This window comes from Acidobacteriaceae bacterium (assembly GCA_035944135.1).
Lineage (GTDB): Bacteria > Acidobacteriota > Terriglobia > Terriglobales > Acidobacteriaceae > Granulicella.
On record DASZBM010000002.1, the window covers coordinates 91,924 to 112,061 of the forward strand.

A 20,138-nucleotide genomic window follows, 5' to 3' on the forward strand; every position below is an offset into this window, starting at 1 on the left:
GTCTTCCGCATTGCGCAGGCCGGTCAGCGTGGCGCCGGTCTGCTGCGTATTCACGCGGCCGGCAAACGGAGAGCGCGGCGCATCGGGATCCGGAGTCGTGGTGGGCTTCTCAGGAGCTTCGGTCGGCATTAGCGATACCCCTCCACCGGGTAATCCTTGCGGAGCGGGTGTCCGTTCCAGTTGTCGGGCATCATGATGCGCGTCAGCCGCGGGTGTCCGGCGAAGGTCACGCCAAACAGGTCGAAGACCTCGCGCTCATAGAAGTTCGCCGCCGGCCACACGCCGGTGATCGAATCAATCGTCGGTGAATCACCCTCCAGCCGCGCCACGATGCGGATGCGCTGTTTCAGCTTATGTGAGAGCAGGGAATAGCTGAGCTGAAACCTCGGCTCGGTCGGATACCAGTCAACGCCGGTTAGATCCTCGAAAAAGTTGTAGCCCGCAGCCTTCGCAGCTTCGCACGCCCGCACGATGGTTTCCGGCGCGACCGTGAGGGTCAACTCGCCGCGGTCCCACTTGGCGTCGGTGATGAACTGGTGAAGTCCCTGAACCGCGGCATGGTCGGCGAGCGCTGCAGCGACGGCTTCCTTGCCGAAGACGGCCTCGGGAGTGGCGGGAGTTTCCATTGGATCTTTTGGCTCAGGACCTTTTGGTTCAGACATCGCTTTACAACCACTCCTCGAAAGCTAAACAGTTACAGGTCGGCGCGATCGTTCGACCAGTTCAGGACGCCCTTTTTCCACACATAGAAGAGCCCAACGGCCACAAAGCCGAGATACACAAGCATCTCCCAGAACCCGAACAGCCGTGATCCGGTGATGCCCGGCAGCTTCCGGTAAATGACCGCCCAGGGCAGCATGAAAACCGCTTCAACGTCGAACAGGATGAACAGCATCGCCACCATGTAAAAGCGCACGGAGAAGCGCCCGCGGGCATCGCCCACCGGGTCCATGCCGCATTCATAGGCGCCCAGCTTCGTCCGCGAACGCCGATGCTTGCCCAGAAAATACGACGCGCCCACCATGAAACACGCCAACCCGATCGCCAACAGAATCTGAATAGCGAGCGGAACATATTGCCAGATGTATGGATTGCTCTGCATGGCCATCTTTGAGTGTAGGAGTGAGGTCGTCAAGGGTCAAGGCGAGCCGGTTGCTTCCTAAGCAAATCCAAGAAACTGCTGCTTACAAGACAAGAGACGCCTGCGCGTGGACACTAAGAGGCATCAGTGCATCTCCTCACGCTTGAAATTCTTTTGGTGGTTTTCATCGCCTCGCTGGTCCGCTCCGTCTTCGGCTTCGGCGAGGCCCTCATCGCCGTCCCTTTGCTGGCGCTCATTCTGCCCATCCAGATTGCGGTTCCGCTCGCCGTTCTACTCTCCGTCGCGATCGCGGCCGTCGTGCTCGTTCAGGATTGGCGCAAAATTCATCTCGGCAGTACAGCCTGGCTTCTCGTCTCCACGCTCGCCGGAATTCCTGCCGGAATCTGGCTCTTGAGGTTCGCCCACCAGGATCTCCTCAAGGCCGCGCTCGCTGCCGTAATCCTGCTCTTTTCCGGCTACTCTCTGCTCGGCCGCCGCTCGCTGCGTCTGGAGCACGACAGCCGGCCGTGGCTCCTGGGCTGCGGATTCCTCGCCGGCGTTCTCGGCGGAGCCTACGGGATGAACGGCCCTCCGCTCGTCATCTACGGAGCGATGCGCCGCTGGTCGCCGCAGCACTTTCGCGCGACCCTGCAAGCCTACTTTCTGCCCGCAAGTGCAATCGCTATCGCCGGCTACGCGCTCTCCGGTCTCTGGACAAAGCCGGTCACGCACTACTTTCTCGTCTCGCTCATTGCAGCGATTCCCGCCACGTTCCTTGGTGGCCTCATCAATCGCCGCCTGCGAGGAGACGCGTTCCTGCGCTACGTCTACATCGGCCTTATCTGCATCGGTATCGTCCTTCTGGTGCAAGCCGTCGGACACCACGTCTAGCCGCTGCCTAGAAGAAACCCCGGTACCACTCCACCATCGGCCCACCGAGCAGCGCCGCGACCAGGCCGCCAATACAAAGGAATGTCCCGAGTGGAATCTGGCTCGCTGTAGTCGCCCGCCGCCGTGCGAGCAGCACAATGCCATAGGCCGCACCCAGAATCACGCCCACGAAGAACGCCACCATCGCGGACGCAAACCCCAGAAACGCCGCAATCATCGCCATCAGCTTCACGTCGCCGAACCCCAGCCCCTCCTGCTTTCGGATCGCCTTATAGAGCGCCCGAATCAGCCACGGAATCGCCGCCGCCATGCACATCGCCAGCACGCGCCCCCACACAAGATGCTCCGGCCCCGTCATGAACACATCGCCCTGGCTGGCGAACGATCCTGGACTCGACAGTCGCAGACTATGTTGCGAATTCAGGTGAATGTCATAAGCCCCGCGCGGCAGGAAGATTGCCTGCACGCAGACGAGAAAAAAACCGATCGCCGTCCCCGTCAGCGTGAACGCATCCGGAAGCGTGTGCGTCTGCCAGTCCATGACCAGCAGCCCGATGAGCAGAAACCCCAGAATCACAAATTCCACGAGCGTCAGGTAGATATTTGTGGACGCTGCTCCGCCGACCGCCTCGACATACCCAATCCGCGACGCCAGCGCAAACCACAACCCTGTCGCCAACTCCACCGCCGGATACCGCCACGGAATCGCCGCCTTGCAATTCCTGCACTTCGCCGCCAGCAGCACCCAGCTCAGCAGCGGAACATTGTCGTACCACAGGATCGGCGCCAGGCACTTCGGGCAGTGCGACCGCGGCTTCGCCACGCTCCGGTGTTCCGGCAACCGCGAAATGCAGACGTTCAAAAAGCTGCCGAAAAGCAGGCCAAGAAGAAACGCAGGGAGCTCAAAAGCGAGCATTATCAGCATTCTTCTCAGTATAGGTCGCACTGCCAGAGCGTCCTCAGTCCCGCTCACCCCGCTGCGCACGCCGAGTTGCCCACTCTGGAGAAAAAAAGCAAACAATCCCTCAATTCGCCAACGAGGAGTGGACCAGGAAATCAACAGCCAGAGCAACATTCCGGAGGCCCCTGGGTTCCTAACATTGGGTGCCGGATAGAGGATCTCGAATCCGGCGAGAGTTCGGGCCCCAGGAGACTTGAAAATGCGATTTATCAAATATTTAGCGTTGCTGGCAGTTCTCGGCGTTGTCTTGATGCCGGCGTCACAGTCACACGCGCAGATTGGAGTGGGTGTTGGAGTAGGCGTCCCAGCTTATCCTGCTCAGGCCTATCCCGCTCCGGCCTATGAAGCTCCCGCTCCGGCCTACGAAGCGCCGCCGGTCGATATGGCCTATGGCTATCCGCCTAACTGCCCGTATGGCTACTACAACTACGCTCCTTACGCCTGCGCGCCCTACGGTTTTTACGGCCCGAACTGGTTCTATGACGGCCTTTTCATCGGCGTCGGACCCTGGTATGGCTGGGGCTATCGCGGTTGGGGTTGGGGTCACGGCGGCTGGTCATGGGGTCGCGGCGGCTACGGCTACGGCCCGCATCCCGGCTACGGCTTCCGCGGCGGTGTAGGCTATCGCGGCGGCGTAGGCTACCGCGGTGGCGTGGGCGCCGGCTATCGTGGCGGCTACGCTGGCGGAGCTCGCGGCTATGTCGGCGGCGGCCATGCTTTCGCCGGTGGCGGAGCACGTGGCTTCTCCGGTGGCGGCGGAGCGCACTTCTCCGGCGGCGGTGGTGGCGGATTCCACGGCGGTGGCGGTGGCGGTCACTTCAGCGGTGGCGGCGGCCACGGCGGCGGACGACGCTAAATCACCTGAATCAACCTGAAGTTGCAACGGCTACCCCTCGGGGTAGCCGTCCTGCTTTTGGAAGAATGTCCGACCTATCTTCGCGACTGCCGCTCGCGCTCCACGCCATCCAGCGCAATCCACAGTGCCTGGGCGGCGCGCTCGGCAGAGTCCAGCGCGGCGTCGCCGGCGGTCGGATCACTGGCGAGTTCCTTATCGATCAGATCGCGCCACACGGCGGCATGGGCCACATCTGCCGTCTGGTGCAGCGTGAAGTACTTCGCCGTAGTCGCGTCTGCCGAATAATGATTGGCCAATCCCTCAGCCTTGGTGGCTGCAATCTGCGGCACCTTGGACTCATACGCGTACAGCGCGGCCATCGCAGCTGCAGCCTTGGGCTCCTGCATCGCCGCCCGAAACGTCGTCAGCAGCGCCGCCATCTCGGGCTGCACGGTGTGGTTTCTCACCTCTGCCCTCGTCGCGCCCATGCCCGTCGCAAAGTCCATCCACAGATCCGAGTGCGGCCGCGCCGTCGGGCTGTCTGTGCCTTCCTCTTCGGCGAGATTTCGCAACACCTCACGGCGCAGCTCCGAATCCGGCAGCCGGCTGTGCAGCGCGCTGAGATACGTCGGAAAGGCCGAAACGTGATGCCAATACTCAGCCGCGTACGCGCGTAGATCGTCGCGTGTCAGCTCTCCGCGCGACCACGCCTGATAGAACGGGTGCGTCAGCAGGTTATAGGGCGCGATGCGCGATTCAAGGGCGGTCCAGAAACTTGTGCTCATAGGGGTCTCTCTCAAGATTAGGGATGCGAGCCTGCTCAGGAGTTTACCTCGCCGGCCTGTGCGTCGGCGCTGATCGGGCCATTAGAAATCCACATGCGTCCGCACGCTGAACACACCCACCGGCCCGCGGTCCTGGTTGTACCCGGGATGCTCGATGAACTGAAAATCGAACGAGCTGAACAGCCCGCGCCAGTTGTGCGCCGTGTAGTAGCTCTCCAGGATGTCCTCGCGCGCGTAGTTCAGCCGCCCATCGCCAAGCAGAAACCCCAGTCCGCCCAGCCCCAGATACGCCTGGTGGTCACGCTTGATCGCGTTGCTCACCACCACCACGCCGACTCTGTCATTCGGCCGCGACCACCTATTGCCCGCCAGGTCCCCGCCGACCTCGAACGTCTGGTCCACCTCCGTGTACGCGTAGCTCTCGTGCTGGCCCTCGTTCCACCCGAACCGCCCAAACACCCGCAGGTCTTTCGGCAGTTCCTGCTCGAAGTTCAGCCCCACGCCGTACTTCACCGTCGTGCCGAACGGATGATCCGTAATCACCGGCGTTGCAGCGGCATTCCCGCTCGCCCGCTCTTGCAGTGCCTTGATGTTCTGCTGGCGATAGTCACCCATATTCGCGTGGTTCACATATCCCACCAGCCGCACGGCGCCTTGGCGCTTTGGGTCGAGCCACCGCGCTAATGGCCCTCGTCCGTAGTCGATCTCATAGTTGTCGCCACGAGCCTTCCGCAAACTCGACTGCAGATCGATCCCATTCGCCACCGTCGGCATCAGGGCCATTCCATACCGCACAGCCCACGGTCCGTCGTCATACTCCAGCACGGCCGCATACGTATAGCCGCGCGTGTCCGCCGCGTAGTCATAGGCTCCGTTATTGTCGACCGTCCAGTTCAGAAACTGCAGGTGCGAGTCCGATCCCGGCGTGTTCTGGTCGAAGATGTCCGGCAGGCTCAGCTTGCCTACCCGCAACTCAAACCGCCGATCCGGAACCTTCGTCGCCAGCGAAAACTGCGTCCGCTGCGCCTCCACCATCTTTGAGGTCAACCCGATCGTCTGGTGAATCTCCGCGCGGGCCACATACGGCTTCGGGCCCAGGTTCGGATTCCGCACCACGTCCAGGTTTGTGAAGCCCGCCAGCCCCAGCGCCTCGGAGATCCCGCGCCCGCCCGTCGACTCCAGATCGAAAATCGCGTCCGTGTTGTAGCGGGCGTTTCCGTGTAGTTCCAGTCCTGTAAACAGCGTCCCGACAAGCGAGGTCTTGTACTCCCCGCGCGCCAGCATGGAATTCGTCCCTGAGTACGGTGAGTGAAAGCCCGGATGTGCCTGAAAGATGATGTTCGCCTGCCCGGAAACCAGCCACCGCTGATCGTCCGAATGCGGAAACATCGTCACATGAGCCGGCCTGTTCGCGGCGTGGGGCGGATTCCCGCCGTCGGCATCCGGCTGGCCTGCCGGGTCCTGTTGCGCGTGCGCCATGACTACCGCAAACATGCAGAGGCTTAGCGTCAGTTTGTGGGCCACGCGCAGAATCATCGGAATTCGAAAGGGTTATTAGAAGACGGGCAGATAAGGCCCGAATAAAAAGGCCCGCCATGGGGAGAGCCTCCACACGGCGGGCCGCGTTAATTCACCGTCATCAGCGGTCGCATCGTTCTCCAGGCGCGACCAGATGCCCGCGATCGGGCAGCGCTCGTCCCCAGTCTCAACGAAGGTGCGAGTCAGGTGCATGCGGCTAAACCGCGGCAGCATCGGCAGGTTCTCTGCTGGGCGTACCCAGCGATTGGTCAGGTTCTTCATGGGAGTCTCCTCCTTTCTGCGCCGCATTCGGCGCCACGTTCCTTTAGATGTAGTATACCCCGGTAGGGTATATAAAAGACGTAAAATTCTCCCCCGGGAGGCTCTGTGGAGATCGACCGCGAACGCACGAAGCTCATCAACCGCGCCAAGCGCATTCACGGCCAGATGGAGACCGTCGAGCGCAGCCTCATCGAAAACCGCGACTGCACGGACGTTCTGATGCTTCTCGCCGCCGTCAAAGGCGGCATCAATGGCCTGATGGCCGAGATTCTCGAGGACCACATCCGCCTGCACATCGGCGCCCGCCCCATGACGCCAGAACTCGGCGAAGAGCTCATCGACCTCGTCCGCGCGTACCTCAAGTGATCCGCCACGCTCATCCCCTTTGACTCGCGATTGGCCATCGAATAAGCTGTCGATACACGGGAAAGGAGGATGATCCAGCCTATGAAATCTGACAGTACCAGTTGCAACACAACACGTGAGGTGACTGAGGCTTAGAGCATCCGCGCTCTAGACCTGGCAGTTCTGGCAATCTTCAGAATCTCCTGCCGAGGCCCATCCAGCACGGATGCCTCAGGTCAATCTCCACAGTTCACCGCAAAAGGGCTCGCCGACACGGCGAGCCCTTTGTGTCTCTCGCCTCTCTGCACAACCTGGGTGCCCATCCATGCGCCGCTTCATCCCGCATGGGCGGGGGAATAACCGTCGGCCTTCTGAACATGTAGCCTCTAGCCTCTAAAATCTTCTTATGAGCACAGCCGTCGTCGACCAACCCGCCACCACCACCGACGACCTCATCATCGCCGGCCGCCGCTTCCGCTCCCGCCTCATCGTCGGCACCGGCAAGTACAAGGACGGTCCCGAGACTGCCGCCGCCATCGAGGCCTCCGGCGCCGAGATGGTCACCGTTGCCGTCCGCCGCGTCAACCTCGACCGCTCCAAGGAATCCCTCCTCGACTTCATCGACCCCACGCGCTTCTTCCTCATGCCCAACACCGCCGGCTGCTACACCGCCGAGGAAGCCATCCGCGCCGCCCGCCTCGCCCGCGAGGTCGGCCTCTCCGACTGGGTCAAGATCGAGGTCATCGGCGACCAGCCCACCCTCTACCCCGACGTCCAGGCCACCGTCGAAGCTACGCGCGTCCTCGTCAAGGAAGGCTTCACCGTCCTGCCCTACACCACCGACGACATCGTCTTCGCCAAGCGCCTCATCGACGTTGGCGCCGCCGCCGTCATGCCCCTCGGCGCGCCCATCGGCACCGGGCTCGGCATCGCGAACAAGTACACCCTGCGCATGATGCGCGAGCTCATCACCGAAGTCCCACTCGTCGTCGACGCCGGCCTCGGCACCGCCTCCGACGCCGCCCTCGCCATGGAGCTCGGCTTCGACGCCGTCCTCCTCAACACCGCGATCGCCGGCGCAAAGAACCCCATCCTCATGGCCTCCGCGATGAAGAAGGCCGTCGAAGCCGGCCGCGAAGCCTTCCTCTCCGGCCGCATGCCCAAAAAGCTCTACGCCAGCGCCAGCTCACCCATCGAAGGCATCTCGCGTTAGCGGGCAAGCTTCTCCTGCAGCGCCCGCTTCACCTCAGGCCACTCACTCCCCACAATCGAAAACCGCAGCGTATTCCTCGGCACGAAATCCGCCGCCATCCTGTGCGCCCGCAGCGTGCCTTCGAGCTTCGCCCCAATCCGCTTGATCGCCGCCGCCGAGCGCTCATTCCGCTCATCCGTGCAGAAGCTCACCGAGTTCATCCGCCACACCTCGAACGCGTGTGTCAGCATCAGCAGCTTCGCCTCGGTATTCGCCGCCGTCCGCACCGCCGAAGCCGTCAGCCACGTGTAGCCGATCTCGCCTGTGTCGTACACATGCTTGCCGTGGTGCGCCGACCCCACCGGCCACGCCCACCGCTCCAGTCCATAAATCCGCGTCGACCCAATCACGACACCATCAGCCTTCCGCACAGTCACAAACGGCACCGCCGTCCCCGCATCTCTCCACGCGATCGCAGTCTCGATATACCTCTCGACCGCGTCGCGCCCCACCGGAACAAGACTCCACTTGTAGATCGACGTATCCGCCGCCGAAGCCTCCACCAGCGCCGCGGCATGCTCGCGCTCCAGCGGCTCCAGCCTCACATGCTCACCCTCGAGCGTTACAAGCTCCATCGCCATTACAGTCGCTGTCCGAAGCACACCAGGTCGCCGTCAGGCGCAACGATCAACAACTCGCGCTGGTGATACGGCTTGTCCGCGGGTCCGTGCACATCGCCCTTCGGCAGCTTGTCCAGCTTCGCCTTCAACTCCTCATATAGCGCGTCCACGTCGCGGACATCGAAGTAGTACCGAAAATTCCGCACGCCGCGCGGTGCATCCGCCGCATCCTCGCGTCCCCATATGCGAATCCCGCAACCATCGCGCTGCATGTACGCGTAGTCGCTCACTCGCGTGTGCGCCGTAAACCCGAGCACCTCTTCAAAGAACCGCACCGCCGCCTCAAACTCCCCAATCGGAACGTGCATGAATGGCGTCGTTTGAATGAAGTTCGACATTCGTCACAGCTTACGTCAAGCTCCGCCGGATGACACGCAAAACCGGCACGTCACGCCATGCACGCTCGCGTCCACGGATCCTGGCCCACCCTCGTCCCCGGCGGCAGCACGGAAGAGTACGCCGCCAGCTTCGCCCGCAACTCGTTCACATCCTCCGGATGCACAGCATAGAACGCGATCGTGAACCCGCCAACCGTCGCATGACGACTCGGGCACTTCGGCGTTAGGCTTCCCGCATACGTCCACTCCTGCGGAAGCGCCTCCGCTCCCTGGAACCACTCGACGTAAACCGCCACCACTTTCACGCCCTGCTCTGCCGCGAGCTGCCGCATCGCATCCGTGTCGTACGCATGCGCCAGCTTCAGGTTCAGTACTTTGCTCGAGGTGAGCCCGAACAAATCCAGCATCTGCCCATCGTGAAAATAGCTCACTGCCCCCACATCATTCACCGCAATCGGCGCGTCAGGATAGCTCTTCGCGAAGAAGTGCGCCATCTGATACTGCTGCAGAAAAATCGACTGCACCGCATCCGCATTGGTCGCGAGGATCACCGCCGCGCGCGGCACCAGCGCGAGCACCCCACAAGCCACCAGCCATCCGGCAATCTTCTTCGACTGCACAGCGCTCAGAATTCCCCGGCACTCTTCCAGCAGCACAAACAGGCTGAAGATCGTCAGCACCACAAGGTAGCTCTCATATCTTCCAAGCTGTCCCATGCGCGATAACAGCGTGTGCAGCACCGACAATCCAACGGTGATGATCCCCGCAGCCGCGGCGCCGCGCATCGCTCCACGCGCACGTATCGACGCGATGCTCAGTCCCAAAACAACTGCCCATCCGACCGGCAGCAGATGTTTTCCCGCATACTTCAGGTTCTGCAGCACCGGAGCAATCCGGTCCGAGAACGCAGCCGACGCCGGTGCAGTCTTCAACAGCAACGAGTTCGGAAAGAAGTGCGACCCAGGATGGCTCATGCTGAAGATGCCGAACGCCAGGATCGGAAGAAATCCCGCGCCCGCAACAGCCGTCGCCAGACCCGCACGCCTCTGCCACACAAGCAGCGCACAGATGCACGCAACCTCAAACGCAATCTCATAGCGCGACGCAGTCGCCACCGCTGCCCACACAATCAGCGGCGCCACGCTTTTCACATCACGCGGACGATCCAGCACCTCAGCCGCCGCAGCTAGTAAGCCAAGTGCCGTGATGCTTTCGAGCACATGCTCCAGGCCCAATGACGTGAGGCTGCTCAAAGGCGTAAGCACTGCAATTGAGAGCAGCGCGACGGCCCGCATCCACTCTGACCTCACTCCGATCAGCCAGAGCCACCGATGCGCCAACCAGAGCAGAACCAGCGACAGCACAACATTCAGCACAAACGGCAGCCACACGTGCAGGCCAACGATCGCTCCGAGCGCTGCCAGCAGAAACGGCCACACCACGGAGGACGACGCGCCCGTAAATCCATACGGCGTCACGCCAAACACATGATGCGTCAGCAGGTTCTTTGAAATCGCGAGGTGAATGTACGCATCATCTACCGCATACATTTGCTGCAGCCGGTCAATGTGCCATACCTGAACCAACAGCACACCCAGCATGAACAGGTAGGTCGCTGTTGCTATCCAGTACGGCCGCAGGCTGCCGCGTGGTGCCTCTGCGCTGCTCGCATCAGGCATTGAAGAAGTTGTTCTCCTGTTGTTGGACTGCAGAACGTTGTCCGGACTAATCCAGCGTGTACATCGCCAGCCCGCTCAGCAACTTCGGATAAAAGTCCGTCGACTTCTGCGGCATCACTTCCAGGTTCAGCGAAATGTCCTTCATCTGCTCCAGCGTCACCGGCTTGATCAGGAAAGCCACATCGGCTTTTCCGTTCTTCACGCGCTCCACGGATTCATCCGCTTCACGGTAATAGCGAATCACCTCGCCCTTGCGGATCGTGTCCTCATCCAGTCCAAAAATCCGCTCCAGCACTACCTTGTGCAACTGCGTCACATCCAGTTGCTGCTGTCGCGGCGACAAGCCCTTCAGCACCGGCGCAATCGCCTCTGGCTTCGGCGTCAATAGCAGGTTGCCGTCACTCGCCGCCGCAACGAACGCCACTCCATTCGTCGCATTCAACTTCGCCAGCAGTTCCGCTGGCGTCAGCGACCCCTCCAACTCCTGAACGTCGAAGTACTGCTTCGCCTTCTCCGCAAAATCTTTGATCGAAAAATCCGCGAGGCCAGACACCACACGATGCGTCGGCAGAATCGTGATGCCCGGCGCATCCATGTTTACGAACGTCATCATCATCGCTTGCTCGGGAAACGCAGGTTGTGGCAGGCCGTCGGCGGTCAGCTTCGGCTCCGCGTCCGCATCGCAGTGCAACTGCTCCGCGCGCTCATGCATGTATCCCACCGAGGTTTCGTAACGGTGATGTCCATCCGCGATCAGCAGCCACTTGTCCTTCATCGCATCCAGCACGCGGGTGATCAGGTTGCAGTCCGTGAGCTTCCACACTCGATGCACCACGTGATACTCGTCCGTGATTTCCAGATCCGGCACGCGCGAAACATGTGAGACCGTGGCAGCGTTGCCCACGTTTGGCGGAGGCACGTCGAAGATCACCTTCTCCGCCGTGAATGTCGGATCGGAGTACAGCATGTAAATCTGCTCGCAATACGCGCGCGTTGCCTTGAACAGCGCGAGCCGGTCCGACTTGTGCTTCGGGAACGTCTGCTCGTGCCTGTAAACAACGTGGTCGGCATAATCGTGAAGCTGCCCGAGCGCAATAAATCCGCGGCGCTCGCGAATGTCGGCCTTCACGCCTGTATCGCCACCCGTCCCCGGAACCGTGTAGGTCTGCGAGTACCCATACAGGGCGGGCACCGTCTCCTTGCACAGCACGCCCTCATCCTGCCATTGCTCCAGCGTCTCCGCCGCGCGGGTGTACACATTGTGCTGCTCGTTGTCGTCCGGCTGATGTTTCCCAAGCACAACGCGAACCAGGTTGTACGGACTCAGGTTGTAGTAGCGCTCCTGCATCTGCTTATCGATCTTGTCGTAGGGCTGCGTCACCACATCGGCCATGTTGACGCGGGTTGGGTCATAGCGAAGCGCGCGAAACGGAAACAAACGTGCCATCCCTCCATTGTAGACAAGGCTCGCGGACTCATTCCGCATACACTGGGCGAATGGTTTTGAGGAAGGCCGACGCAGCAGACTACGACGAGATCATCGATCTCGCGAACCTCGCCTATCGCGGACGCGAGGGCGCAACTCCAAGCTGGAATATCGAAAAGGGAATCGTCGGCGGACAGCGGCTCGACCATTCACTGCTCCGCGAAGAACTGGCCGCAAAACCTGACGGAGCGCTGCTGATCTATCGCGAAGAAGCTGATGGCCCGCTCCTCGGGACCGCATGGTTGAACCCGGAAGAAGATGGTGTGTGGTCGCTCGGTCTGCTGACCATTCGGCCAGAGCTGCAGAATCAGCAGCTGGGGCGCAAGCTGCTCGATGCAGTAGAAGATTACGCGCGTTCGCGTGGCGCAAAGCGCATCCGAATCGGTGTGCTGCACGTGCGTGACACGCTCATCGCCTGGTACGAGCGCCGAGGGTATCGTGCAACGGGAGATACAGAACCATATCCGGCCGACGATCCTCGCTTCGGTACGCCTCTCCAGGACAATCTGCAGTTCGTCATCATGGAGAAGCAGGTCTGATTCAGCCGCCTGCAATCGCGCCGAGAATAATCAGTGGCTCGCGTCCGCTGACAATCTCCTCGGGCAGTGGAGCATCCACCGATTCGTGAGACAGATCCTCGTTGCACGCGAAGAAGCGAATGAAGGCCCGACGTTCTTTCGTTGTCTGATCGCGAATCGTTCCGCACAACGTTGGGTGCGTCCCTTCGAGCGCATCCAGCACGCGCCGCAGCGTCACCGGCGCATCAATCTCAAGCGTAACCTCGTGGCCGCTCGTGATCTTCGCATGACGCAGCAGCGGCACGGGTAGTTCAACGCGGATGCGACTCATGGGAGCGTTTGCACCTCAATGGAAAGCACCGGTGGCAGGTGTTCGGTGATCGTGTTCCATGAATCACCGGCATCAGGCGAGCAGTAGATCTGGCCGCCGGTTGTGCCAAAGTAAACGCCGCAGTCATCCAGCGCATCGACGGACATTGCGTCGCGCAGAACATTCACGTAGCAATCCTGCTGCGGCAGTCCCTTCGTCAGCGGCTCCCATTCATTACCGCCGGACTTGCTGCGGAAGACCTGCAGCTTGCCGTCGAGAGGGAAGTGCTCGGAGTCGGACTTGATGGGCACAACGTAAACCGTCTCCGGTTCATGCGTGTGCACATCGATCACGAAGCCGAAATCCGTCGGAAGATTGCCGGAAATCTTGGTCCACTGATCACCTGCATCATCCGAGCGCATCACGTCCCAGTGCTTCTGCATGAACAGCGTCTTCGGCGTTTTCGCATTCATCGCGATGTGATGGACGCAGTGGCCAACCTCGGCAGTCGGATCCGGAATGTACTTCGAGTACAGCCCCTTATTGATTGGCTTCCAGCTCTTGCCTGCATCGTCGCTTCTGAACGCTCCCGCCGCAGAAATTGCGATGACAATGCGATCGGGATTCGTGGGATCAAGAATGATCGTATGGAGGCACATGCCGCCAGCACCGGGCTGCCACCCCGGGGCGGTGGCGTTCGTGCGCAGGCCGGAGAGCTCCGTCCAGTTCTGCCCGCCGTCCGTAGATTTGAAGAGCGCTGCATCTTCCGCTCCGGCGTAAACCGTATCGGGATCTGTCAGCGAAGGCTCGAGGTGCCAGACGCGCTTGAACTCCCAGGGGTGGGGGGTGCCGTCGTACCACTGGTGGGTGCCGGGGACGCCGTCGTAGGTGAACTGGGCGCTGACGGGGTTCCAGGTCTGGCCGCCGTCGTCGGAGCGCTGCACCTGCTGGCCGAACCAGCCGGAGCACTGCGAGGCGTAGAGGCGGTTCGGGTCGGCGGGCGAGCCCTTCAGGTGGTAGATCTCCCAGCCGGTGAAGTGAGGGCCGGTGATCTTCCAGTCCTTGCGCTTGCCGTCGGAGGAGAGGATAAAGGCGCCTTTGCGGGTTCCGGCGAGGACGCGGACGGAGCTCATCGAGCGGTCTCCTGTGTGAGAGGTGGTCTGTCTGGGGCCTCGAGAAGCATACGCTCGGCAGCAGTGGAAGTTCAGGGGAAATTTGGTTTGATGGGTACCCCCCTCCCCCCGTACTTTTTGCGCAAAGTCTTCGAACGAGAGACTTTAGGTCTGGACTTTATCGTCCTGGAAGGCCGGTTTTGTGCAAAGTCTTCAAAGCAAAGAGGTAATCCTCACGGGGGGTTGTCGGAGCAAATTGTAAGTTATGGGAAATGAGCGGTTTGCGTCGGGTCACGCTTAATGGCGCGCGGGTCCGCAACGTGGGAGGCCTCTTGGGGTTCTTAGGACAATGGTCAGTCAGTAGGAGGGGAACTGTGAGGGCTTGGGCTTTGTTGGCGTTGTTAGGGCTGGTTGGTGGTGTGGCGCAGGGACAGACGGATCTGGCAGCGAGCGTGTACGGGGCGTTCACGGGATCGGTGACCGGGAATGGCGTGACGCAGAGCCCGTCGAACCAGGGCGGCGCGATGGTGGAGCTGCATCACCAGTCGAATCCGCTGGTCGGGTATGCCCTCACGTATTCCTGGAATCGGGCGGACCAGAAATATACGGCGGGCCAGATCACGTGTGGACTGCCGTGCGGCAACCAGCCGACGACCGAGACGGTCCATGTGCCGGCGAATGCGCACGAGGTGACGGCGGCCTGGGAGGTGGGAGTGCACGTGCTGAACCTGCGGCCGTTCCTGCTGGCGGGCGGCGGGGTGCTGTTCCATCAACCGGCGCAGAGCTCGAGCGGGACGCAGAACCATACGGCGGGTGTGCTGGTGTATGGGGGCGGTGTGGATGTCGGGCTGGTGCCGCATGTGGGGATTCGGGCGCAGTATCGCGGGAATGTGTACAGCGCGCCGCAGTTGTCGACGGCGTTTTCGTCGACCAAGGCGTTTTTCAATACGGCGGAGCCGATGGTGGGGGCGTACCTGAGGTTTTAAGGATTGAGGATTGCGCCTTGCGCCCGTACTACCCGGCCTGAAGCATCCAATCCACTTGTGGAGGGACGATGCGGAAGGCGGTCTTCATTGCGCTCATGATGGCTGGGTTGGTGGGGTGTACCCGAGAGCAACGCAGCCCCGACGCGATCCGGAATGACACCGCGCATGCGACCGCCGGTGCGGTTCGTGATGGGAAGGCTGTGGTGGAGGGAGTCTTCGATGGCCTGCGGCAGAAGGGGCCGGTGAATATCAACAAGGCGAGCAGCGATGACCTCGAGCGGCTGCCGGGAGTCACGCCGGAGATTGCGGACCGGATTATTGCGGGCCGGCCGTATCAGAACGGAGCAGACCTTTACCACCGCCGGATCGTGAGCAAGGCCGAGTACAACCAGATTGCCGACAAGATAGAGGCGCGGTGAAGAGCAACAAAGGCAAAAGCAAAAGCGGGTTCGCGACCAGTTTCGAGTTGCGAGTTTCGAGTCGCGAGTAAAAGCGGAAGGCCGCCTGTTCAGGCGGCCTTCGTTCTTTGCGGAGTTGCTTTAGAGGAACAGGGGGGCGAGCACGAGCGTGATCGTCGCCAGGAGCTTAATCAGCACGTGCAGGCTGGGCCCGGCGGTGTCCTTGAAGGGATCGCCGACGGTGTCGCCAACGACGGCGGCCTTGTGGGCCTCGGAGCGTTTGCCGCCGTACTGGCCGGATTCGATGAACTTCTTGGCATTGTCCCAGGCGCCGCCGCCGTTGTTCATCAGCATGGCGAGCAGGATGCCGGCGATGGTGCCGACCATCAACAGCCCGGCGACAGCGGTGGCTCCGCCCAGGTTGACCGGAAGGCCGTTGATCATCGGGACGTTGGACATCTGGCCGGGAGCGAGCGTGACCGAGCTGGTGCCGTAGCTCGCCGAGAAGTTGCGGAAGATGAGACCAACCGCGACCGGCATGGCGACGACGAGCACGCCAGGGACAACCATCTCCTTGAGCGCGGCTCCCGTGACGATGGAGACGCAGCGGGCGTAGTTGGGCTTGGCTGTGCCTTCCATGATGCCGGGGTTCTCGCGGAACTGATCGCGGACGTCCTGCACGACCTTTTGCGCCGTGCGGCCGACGGCCTTGATGGCCAGCGACGAGAAGAGATAGACGAGCATCGCGCCGAGGAGGGCGCCGACGAAGACGGGGATCTCGGCGAGATTAATGTTGGTGAAGGACCAGCCGTGCGGCATATAGCCGTTGGGGCCGGCAGCCGCAACCTTGTCGGCGACGATGGTGCGGACCTCTTCAAGGTAGGCGGAGAAGAGAAGGAAGGCGGCGAGCGAGGCTGAGCCGATGGCGTAGCCCTTGGTGAGCGCCTTGGTCGTGTTGCCGGCGGAGTCGAGCTTGTCGGTTATGTTGCGGACGGCGTCGGGCTGGTGGGACATCTCGATGATGCCGCCGGCGTTGTCGGTGATGGGGCCAAAGGTATCCATCGCGAGAATGTAGGCTGCCGTTGCCAGCATGCCCATCGTGGCGATTGCGGTGCCGTAGATGCCCTTGGCGTAGTCGGAGATGACGAGCATGTTGCCGTTGATGTCGGTGGCGTTGGCCAGGGCGCGGACGCCGCAGTAGTAGCTGGCGAGAAGCGCGATGGAGATGACGATGACGGGAAGCGCCGGCGTCTCCATGCCTACAGCCAGGCCGGAGATGATGTTGGTGGCCGGGCCGGTGAGCGAAGACTCGGCGATGAGCCGGACGGGGCGGTAGCGGCTCTCGGTGTAGTACTGCGTGATCCAGACGAAGAGAAATGCCGTGACGAGGCCGATGACGCCGGAGAGGAAGAGCCAGCCGGGCTGGACGCCGGGGCCATTGAGCATCTTCCAGACGACGACGGCGAGACCGCCGAGCGCGATGATGGCCGTGACATAGAAGCCGCGGTTGAGCGCGCGCATCGGGTCTTCGGTTTCGCTGGAGCGGACGACCGCGACGCCGACGATGGAGGCGATGAGGTTGATCGCGTGGATGATGAGCGGGAAGAGGATGCCCTTGATGCCGAAGACGGGGAAGAGCGCGGCGCCGAGGATCATGGCGCCGACGGTTTCTGCGGCGGTGGACTCGAAGATGTCGGCACCGCGGCCGGCGCAGTCGCCGACGTTGTCACCGACGAGGTCGGCGATGACGGCGGGGTTGCGTGGGTCGTCTTCGGGGATGCCGGCTTCGACCTTGCCGACGAGGTCGGCGCCGACGTCCGCGGCCTTGGTGTAGATGCCGCCGCCGAGCTGCGCGAAGAGCGCGACGAGCGAGGCACCAAAGCCGAAGCCGACCAGTTGGTAGACGACGCCGGTGGGATTTGTCGTTCCGCCGTAGGCGAGGAAGAGGATGCTGACGCCCAGGAGGGCGAGGGCGACGACGACGAGGCCGGTGATTGCGCCTCCGCGGAGTGCGGCCTGGAGGGCTTTGTTCAGCGAGGAGCGGGCGGCGGAGGCGGCGCGAATGTTGGTGCGGATGGAGACGTACATGCCGGTGAAGCCGGCGATGCCGGAGCAGGTGGCTCCGACGAGGAAGCTGACGACGGTCTGGATGGCGATGTCGTGCGTGCGGGGCGAGAAGAAGTAACCGCAGAAGATGATGATGGCCAGGACGACGGCGATGATGCCGATGGTGCGGTACTGGCGGGCGAGGAAGGCTTCGGCGCCCTCGCGGATGGCGTTGGAGATGGCCTGCATGTCGGCGGTTCCGGTGTCGCCGGCGAGGACGGAGCGCGCGATGACGGCCGCAGCGATGAGAGCGAGGACGCCGATGGCGATAGCGATCCAGAGCCAGACGGTGTCATTAGAGGAAACGGTGGGGGCGGCTGGGGAATAGTTCTGAAAGGCGATAAGGGCCGCGGGTGCTCCGAGATGCATGAACAGGTGTCCTCCTGAAGTCGTGCAAGGGTGGATATATGGATTGTGTGCCGGATGACCGCTGGTGTACCGGAGTGACTCCCCTTGAAGGGGAGACTGGCGAATTAGAGCATTTGAAGTGTGAGAGGGTCAATTGACAGTAGTAACTTGAGGAACCGGTATTCGGATGGGGGTTTCGAGCGGGAGGGATGACGGGGGCTTCAGAGGAAAGATTGGCGAAGAAAGCGCGGCGGTGCGATAGTGATAGCGCAGGGCTCCGCGCAGCGATCTGGGGACGACGGGTGCGGAGCGCGAGGTGCCGTATGCGGTGCTTGCAGTTGGGCCGGGTGGAAGGTGGTGCGCGGAGCGGCAGAGTGTGGCTGTGCTCTGTTTTCCTCATGCTTTGGGTATTGGCGATGGCAGGGGGGAGCTTTGCTCGGGCGCAGGAAAATCCTCTGGGCGACGTGAAGACGCCTGCGCCGGCGGCGCCAACCGAGCCGAAGGATAATCGGCCGCTGATTACGGGCAGTGCCGTGGCCACGAAGGCGACGAACTCGCCGGGGTCCGAGATTCGTGTGGATGTGAATCTGGTGCTGGTGCCGCTGACCGTGACGGATCCGATGAATCGGCTGGTGACGGGGCTGGAGAAGGAGAACTTCGCGGTCTACGACAACAACAATCTGCAGACGATCAAGAGCTTTGCGACCGAGGATGCGCCGCTGTCGATCGGGATTGTTTTCGATCTGAGCGGGAGCATGCAGTCGAAGTTTTTGCGGGCGAGGAAGGCGCTGACGGAGTTTTTGCGCACGTGCAACCCACAGGATGAGTTCTTTGTGATCGGGTTTAATGACCGGCCGGCGGTTCTGGTGGATTACACAAACGACGTGGAGGACGTCGAAGCACGTATGGTGATGCTGCATCCGCAGAACCGGACGGCGCTGATCGACGCGATGTACCTGGGAGTGAACAAGCTGCGGCAGGCAAAGTATGCGCGCAAGGCGCTGCTGGTGATCTCGGATGGCGGGGATAACCGGAGCCGGTATACGGAGGGCGAGCTGACGCGCATTGTGCGCGAAAGCGAGGTGCAGATTTATTCGATCGGCATCTTTGACGCGTTTGCGCCGACGGAGGAAGAGGTCAACGGGCCGACACTGCTGAATGAGGTGTGCGAGTCGACGGGCGGGCGGCTGTTTCGTGTGATGGAGATGCAGGACCTGAGCGACATTGCGCAGCGGATCAGCGAAGAGCTGCGGAACCAGTATGTGATCGGGTTTACGCCGACGGACAGGCGACGGGATGGGCAATGGCGGAAGTTGAGGGTGAAGCTGATGGAGCCTCCGGGGCTGCCTCCGCTGACGGTGCACAGCCGCGAGGGGTACTATGCGCCGACGCAGTAAGGCTGCGGGTTGCTTCTTACTGGTGGGAGTGACGGCGGGTGCTCAACAGGCAAATGTGCCGAAGTGGCCGCACGTAAGAGTGAATGTGTCGATCGTGGATAGAAGCGGCGCGCCGGCGGTGGGCGTGAACGCGGATGCGCTGGAGATCAGGGATGGGAAGAGCGTGGTTCAGGATGCGGTGCTGCATCCAGTTGGCGACGAACCGGAATCGGTGTGCCTGCTGGTGGATACCTCGGGGTCGACGTACGAAGCGCGCAATGCAGTTCATGCCGAGGTGGGGAAGCTGATTGATAAGCTGCCGGGGACCGATGAGATGTGCCTTGTGGATTTCTCTTCCTCTGCGTACGTGGATGCGCCGCTGACGACGGACCGGGCGCTGGTGAGGAAGGGAGTGAGTTATCTGAGGTCCTCGGGTGGGTCCGTCCTTCTGGATGCGGTGGAGAGTACAGCCCGATACATGCAAAAAAACGCGCATTTTGAGCGCAGGGTCATCGTTCTGGTGAGCGATGGAGGCGAAAATGCGTCCAAGATGAGTGAAGACGAGGTGTGGCGCGAGCTGCACCGGCCGGAGGCGCCGGTTGTTTATTCCATTCAGAACCCGAGCGCAGCCAGCTCTGGTTCTACGGCTGGTTGGAAGTTGCTGCTGAATCTTTCCGAGCGCACCGGCGGGCTGGCCTTCCCGGTGAATACGGAGAATGAGGCCCTGCAGGCTACCGACTATCTGATTGAGGCGATACAGGGAAGGTATGAGCTGGAGTTTACGTCGGGCAATCCGGCGGCCGATGGCAGTGTACGGAAGCTGCGTGTTGAACTGACGAACGATTTGCGGAAGCAGAAGTTTAAAGTAGTCGGAGCGGATGGATACGTTGCCGAGCGGCAGTGAGGTTGGA

General features: G+C 61.8%; 22 protein-coding genes. 9 read left to right on the forward strand and 13 right to left on the reverse strand.

All coding sequences use genetic code 11. The features are described from left to right. Positions 1–128: 128 nt before the first annotated feature. Complete coding sequence (locus VGU25_03060; GenBank protein HEV2576170.1) at positions 129–662, reverse strand: NADH-quinone oxidoreductase subunit C; 534 nt, start codon at positions 660–662, stop codon at positions 129–131. Positions 663–694: 32 nt separating this feature from the next. After that, a complete protein-coding gene (gene ndhC, locus VGU25_03065; GenBank protein HEV2576171.1) occupies positions 695–1,102 on the reverse strand; it encodes an NADH-quinone oxidoreductase subunit A in 408 nt (135 codons plus the stop codon). Between the two features lie 126 nt (positions 1,103–1,228). Here ndhC and VGU25_03070 point away from each other — a divergent pair, with 126 nt between their 5' ends. Continuing rightward, on the forward strand, positions 1,229–1,972 hold the full coding sequence (locus tag VGU25_03070; protein HEV2576172.1) for a sulfite exporter TauE/SafE family protein: 744 nt from the start codon (positions 1,229–1,231) through the stop codon (positions 1,970–1,972). Between the two features lie 7 nt (positions 1,973–1,979). Here the strand turns inward: VGU25_03070 and VGU25_03075 are convergent, their stop codons facing one another. Then, positions 1,980–2,888 carry a prepilin peptidase gene (locus tag VGU25_03075; GenBank protein ID HEV2576173.1) on the reverse strand — a complete coding sequence of 303 codons (909 nt, stop codon included), beginning with the start codon at positions 2,886–2,888 and terminating at the stop codon, positions 1,980–1,982. 244 nt (positions 2,889–3,132) lie between these two features. On the opposite strand from VGU25_03075, the gene VGU25_03080 reads away from it, so the two are divergent. Next, positions 3,133–3,789, forward strand: coding sequence for a hypothetical protein (locus VGU25_03080; protein HEV2576174.1), 657 nt, complete (start codon positions 3,133–3,135; stop codon positions 3,787–3,789). A 74-nt stretch (positions 3,790–3,863) separates the two neighbouring features. Here VGU25_03080 and VGU25_03085 read toward each other — a convergent pair whose 3' ends face one another. The 3 genes from VGU25_03085 to VGU25_03095 form a co-directional block, all read right to left on the reverse strand. Continuing rightward, positions 3,864–4,553, reverse strand: coding sequence for a CADD family putative folate metabolism protein (locus VGU25_03085; GenBank protein HEV2576175.1), 690 nt, complete (start codon positions 4,551–4,553; stop codon positions 3,864–3,866). A gap of 81 nt (positions 4,554–4,634) precedes the next feature. After that, entirely contained in the window at positions 4,635–6,089 is a 1,455-nt protein-coding gene (locus tag VGU25_03090) for a carbohydrate porin (GenBank protein HEV2576176.1), read from the reverse strand. 18 nt (positions 6,090–6,107) lie between these two features. Beyond that, a complete protein-coding gene (locus VGU25_03095; GenBank protein HEV2576177.1) occupies positions 6,108–6,353 on the reverse strand; it encodes a hypothetical protein in 246 nt (81 codons plus the stop codon). A 105-nt stretch (positions 6,354–6,458) separates the two neighbouring features. Between VGU25_03095 and VGU25_03100 the strand changes: the two genes are divergently transcribed. Together VGU25_03100 and VGU25_03105 are read left to right on the forward strand one after the other, a co-directional pair. Further along, a complete protein-coding gene (locus VGU25_03100; protein HEV2576178.1) occupies positions 6,459–6,719 on the forward strand; it encodes a metal/formaldehyde-sensitive transcriptional repressor in 261 nt (86 codons plus the stop codon). A gap of 385 nt (positions 6,720–7,104) precedes the next feature. Continuing rightward, entirely contained in the window at positions 7,105–7,911 is an 807-nt protein-coding gene (locus VGU25_03105) for a thiazole synthase (GenBank protein HEV2576179.1), read from the forward strand. Here the strand turns inward: VGU25_03105 and VGU25_03110 are convergent. Genes VGU25_03110 through VGU25_03125 form a run of 4 tightly spaced genes read right to left on the reverse strand, consistent with a single transcriptional unit; the run spans position 7,908 to position 12,034 of the window. Then, complete coding sequence (locus VGU25_03110) at positions 7,908–8,552, reverse strand: GNAT family protein (GenBank protein ID HEV2576180.1); 645 nt, start codon at positions 8,550–8,552, stop codon at positions 7,908–7,910. The two genes, VGU25_03105 and VGU25_03110, sit on opposite strands and share 4 nt — an antisense overlap. After that, positions 8,531–8,908 (reverse strand): VOC family protein, encoded by a 378-nt coding sequence (locus VGU25_03115; protein HEV2576181.1) that lies wholly within the window; start codon positions 8,906–8,908, stop codon positions 8,531–8,533. The genes VGU25_03110 and VGU25_03115 overlap by 22 nt, the downstream gene beginning before the upstream one ends. 50 nt (positions 8,909–8,958) lie before the next feature. Then, positions 8,959–10,587: a hypothetical protein gene (locus tag VGU25_03120; GenBank protein ID HEV2576182.1), complete on the reverse strand. Its 1,629-nt coding sequence runs from the start codon at positions 10,585–10,587 to the stop codon at positions 8,959–8,961. A 46-nt stretch (positions 10,588–10,633) separates the two neighbouring features. Then, positions 10,634–12,034 (reverse strand): DUF1015 domain-containing protein, encoded by a 1,401-nt coding sequence (locus VGU25_03125; protein ID HEV2576183.1) that lies wholly within the window; start codon positions 12,032–12,034, stop codon positions 10,634–10,636. Between the two features lie 50 nt (positions 12,035–12,084). Here VGU25_03125 and VGU25_03130 point away from each other — a divergent pair, with 50 nt between their 5' ends. Then, a complete protein-coding gene (locus VGU25_03130; GenBank protein HEV2576184.1) occupies positions 12,085–12,612 on the forward strand; it encodes a GNAT family N-acetyltransferase in 528 nt (175 codons plus the stop codon). A 1-nt stretch (position 12,613) separates the two neighbouring features. Here VGU25_03130 and VGU25_03135 read toward each other — a convergent pair whose 3' ends face one another. Next, positions 12,614–12,922 (reverse strand): MoaD/ThiS family protein, encoded by a 309-nt coding sequence (locus VGU25_03135; GenBank protein HEV2576185.1) that lies wholly within the window; start codon positions 12,920–12,922, stop codon positions 12,614–12,616. After that, a complete protein-coding gene (locus VGU25_03140) occupies positions 12,919–14,034 on the reverse strand; it encodes a sialidase family protein (protein HEV2576186.1) in 1,116 nt (371 codons plus the stop codon). Before VGU25_03140 ends, VGU25_03135 begins: the two co-directional genes overlap by 4 nt. 353 nt (positions 14,035–14,387) lie before the next feature. Here VGU25_03140 and VGU25_03145 point away from each other — a divergent pair, with 353 nt between their 5' ends. Together VGU25_03145 and VGU25_03150 are read left to right on the forward strand one after the other, a co-directional pair. Then, positions 14,388–14,999, forward strand: a complete 612-nt coding sequence (locus VGU25_03145; GenBank protein ID HEV2576187.1) for a hypothetical protein — start codon at positions 14,388–14,390, stop codon at positions 14,997–14,999. A gap of 68 nt (positions 15,000–15,067) precedes the next feature. Further along, positions 15,068–15,418, forward strand: a complete 351-nt coding sequence (locus tag VGU25_03150; GenBank protein HEV2576188.1) for a helix-hairpin-helix domain-containing protein — start codon at positions 15,068–15,070, stop codon at positions 15,416–15,418. 120 nt (positions 15,419–15,538) lie between these two features. Here the strand turns inward: VGU25_03150 and VGU25_03155 are convergent, their stop codons facing one another. Next, the gene (locus VGU25_03155) at positions 15,539–17,872 is read right to left on the reverse strand and encodes a sodium-translocating pyrophosphatase (GenBank protein HEV2576189.1); all 2,334 of its coding nucleotides are present in this window, start codon (positions 17,870–17,872) and stop codon (positions 15,539–15,541) included. Between the two features lie 443 nt (positions 17,873–18,315). Between VGU25_03155 and VGU25_03160 the strand changes: the two genes are divergently transcribed. Together VGU25_03160 and VGU25_03165 are read left to right on the forward strand one after the other, a co-directional pair. Next, entirely contained in the window at positions 18,316–19,248 is a 933-nt protein-coding gene (locus VGU25_03160) for a VWA domain-containing protein (GenBank protein ID HEV2576190.1), read from the forward strand. Beyond that, positions 19,232–20,131: a VWA domain-containing protein gene (locus tag VGU25_03165; GenBank protein ID HEV2576191.1), complete on the forward strand. Its 900-nt coding sequence runs from the start codon at positions 19,232–19,234 to the stop codon at positions 20,129–20,131. The genes VGU25_03160 and VGU25_03165 overlap by 17 nt, the downstream gene beginning before the upstream one ends. Positions 20,132–20,138: the final 7 nt, after the last annotated feature.